Annotated in this window: 4 protein-coding genes; all 4 read left to right on the top strand. The window is 72.0% G+C overall.

The window, feature by feature from the left end; all coding sequences use genetic code 11:
• Positions 1 to 68 precede the first annotated feature (68 nt).
• The 4 genes from AB0J68_RS31140 (at position 69) to rplS (ending at position 2,139) form a co-directional block, all read left to right on the top strand.
• Positions 69 to 302 carry an RNA-binding protein gene (locus AB0J68_RS31140; RefSeq protein WP_013284588.1) on the top strand — a complete coding sequence of 78 codons (234 nt, stop codon included), beginning with the start codon at positions 69 to 71 and terminating at the stop codon, positions 300 to 302.
• On the top strand, positions 302 to 856 hold the full coding sequence (rimM, locus tag AB0J68_RS31145; protein WP_354856392.1) for a ribosome maturation factor RimM: 555 nt from the start codon (positions 302 to 304) through the stop codon (positions 854 to 856). The genes AB0J68_RS31140 and rimM overlap by 1 nt, the downstream gene beginning before the upstream one ends.
• A 9-nt stretch (positions 857 to 865) precedes the next feature.
• Positions 866 to 1,639, top strand: coding sequence for a tRNA (guanosine(37)-N1)-methyltransferase TrmD (gene trmD, locus AB0J68_RS31150; RefSeq protein ID WP_354856390.1), 774 nt, complete (start codon positions 866 to 868; stop codon positions 1,637 to 1,639).
• Positions 1,640 to 1,782: 143 nt separating this feature from the next.
• Positions 1,783 to 2,139: a 50S ribosomal protein L19 gene (gene rplS / locus AB0J68_RS31155; RefSeq protein WP_007456548.1), complete on the top strand. Its 357-nt coding sequence runs from the start codon at positions 1,783 to 1,785 to the stop codon at positions 2,137 to 2,139.
• The last annotated feature ends 144 nt before the right edge of the window (positions 2,140 to 2,283 follow it).

The raw sequence follows: 2,283 nt of genomic DNA on the forward strand, positions 1-2,283 counted from the left end.
GGCGCCGAAGACCGAGGCTCCGGCCGAGGCTCCGGCTGCCACCGCCGACGCCGGTGAGCAGGCCTGACATGCCTCTGCGTCCGGCGTTGGAGCACCTGGTCAAGGGCATCGTCGATCACCCGGATGACGTCCGGGTGCGGATGGTCGATTCCCGTCGGGGCAAGCGGCTGGAAGTCCGCGTGCACCCCGAGGACCTCGGCACGGTGATCGGGCGGTCCGGCCGGACCGCCAAGGCGCTGCGCCAGGTGATCGGCTCCATCGGCGGGCGCGGCGTACGCGTCGACATCGTCGACTCGTACTGATGCAGCTCGTCGTCGGAAGGATCGGCAAGCCGCACGGCGTCCGCGGTGAGGTCACCGTGGAAGTGCGGACCGACGAGCCCGAAGCACGGTTCGCCCCCGGTGCAGTGCTGCGCACTGAGCCGGGGGCGACGCCCCCTTCAGCCGCCGATGAGCCGGGCGTGCCGTTCCGGGTTCCCGCGAAGCTGACCATCGAGGAAGCCCGCTTCCACCAGGGCCGGGTGCTGATCGCGTTCGAGGGCATCCTGGACCGCAACACCGCCGAGGCGCTGCGCGGGACGCTGCTCGTGGTGGACAGCGCCGACGTGGAGCCTCCGGAGGATCCGGAGGAGTTCCACGATCACCAGCTGGTCGGGCTGGCCGTGGTCACCCCGACCGGTGAGCAGCTGGGTGAGGTGGCCCGCATCGACCACGCGCCGTCGTCCGACCTGCTGGTGCTGCGGCGCCCCGAGGGACGTACCGCGCTGATCCCGTTCGTCCGGGCGATCGTTCCGGAGGTCGACCTGGCCGGTGGACGTGTGATCGTCGACCCGCCGGCCGGACTGCTCGATCTTTAGGACCACCCCATGCGCGTCGACGTCGTGTCGATCTTTCCGGAGTACTTCGCCCCGCTGGACCTGTCGCTGATCGGACGGGCGCGGGCCAACGGCGTACTCCAGCTCGCCGTGCACGACCTGCGGACCTGGACCCACGACGTGCACCGCACGGTCGACGACACCCCCTACGGCGGCGGCCCGGGCATGGTGATGCGTCCCGAGCCGTGGGGTGCGGCGCTGGACGCGCTCGCCCCGGCCGAGGCCCCGCCGCCCCGGCTGCTCGTGCCGTCGCCGGCCGGCGTGCCGTTCACCCAGGCCATGGCGCACGAGCTGGCCGCCGAGCCGCACCTGCTCTTCGCCTGCGGCCGGTACGAGGGGATCGACCAGCGGGTCCTGGCGCACGCCGCCACCCGGATGCCGGTCACCGAGGTGTCGCTCGGCGACTACGTCCTCTTCGGCGGCGAGGTCGCCGTGCTGGTGATCCTGGAGGCGGTCACCCGACTGCTGCCCGGGGTGCTGGGCAACGCCGGCTCGCTGGACGAGGAGTCGCACGCGCACGGGCTGCTGGAGGCCCCGATCTACACGAAGCCTCCGAGCTGGCGCGGGCACGACGTCCCGGAGGTGCTCCGCTCCGGCGACCACGGCAAGATCGCGCGCTGGCGGCGCGAGGAGGGGCTGCTGCGGACCGCGTCCCAGCGCCCGGACCTGCTGGCCGCGCTGCCGCCCGAGCGGCTCGACAAACGGGACATCGCGGCGCTGGAGCGGGCCGGATTTCGGCCACCGCCGGGGGATGTGGCAAAGTAGGGGGGTTGCCGCATCCGTCCGCGCCCGCGGGCGGCTGCGAGGATCCCCGACCGGGGTCGGCCCGCCGACCACCACCCGGGAATCAGAATCACCCACCCGCGCACCGAGTGACGGTGCGCCGTGAGCCTTACGAGGACGCAGCGATGAACATCCTGGACGCCCTTGACGCCCAGTCGAAGCGGACCGACCTTCCCGACTTCCGTGCCGGTGACACCGTCAAGGTGCACGCGCGGGTCGTCGAGGGCAACCGGTCCCGTGTCCAGATCTTCCAGGGCGTCGTGATCCGCCGCCAGGGTGACGGTCTGCGCGAGACCTTCTCGGTCCGCAAGGTCAGCTTCGGCGTCGGCGTCGAGCGGACCTACCCGCTCAACGGCCCGGGCATCGACCGGATCGAGATCGTGACCCGCGGTGACGTGCGTCGCGCCAAGCTCTACTACCTGCGCGAGCTGCGCGGCAAGAAGGCCAAGATCAAGGAGAAGCGGGAGAAGCAGCCCAGCTGACTTCCCGCTCGCCACGCCGCCTGAGCTGCACGTATGCCGTACCGACCAGACCGCACTACCCTGGTCGTACGGGCGCAGCCAGGCGGCGGCCCCGCCTTCGTGGCGGGCAGCTGTCCACTACCGCCCGTGGAGCCTCGACGAGGC

This window comes from Micromonospora sp. NPDC049580, assembly GCF_040675595.1.
GTDB lineage: Bacteria > Actinomycetota > Actinomycetes > Mycobacteriales > Micromonosporaceae > Micromonospora.

Bases quoted from the DNA above. Each gene is read 5' to 3' on its own strand.
- rplS (WP_007456548.1), top strand. From the start codon at position 1,783: ATGAACATCCTGGACGCCCTTGACGCCCAGTCGAAGCGGACCGACCTT.
- AB0J68_RS31140 (WP_013284588.1), top strand. From the start codon at position 69: ATGCCTCTGCGTCCGGCGTTGGAGCACCTGGTCAAGGGCATCGTCGAT.
- rimM (WP_354856392.1), top strand. From the start codon at position 302: ATGCAGCTCGTCGTCGGAAGGATCGGCAAGCCGCACGGCGTCCGCGGT.
- trmD (WP_354856390.1), top strand. From the start codon at position 866: ATGCGCGTCGACGTCGTGTCGATCTTTCCGGAGTACTTCGCCCCGCTG.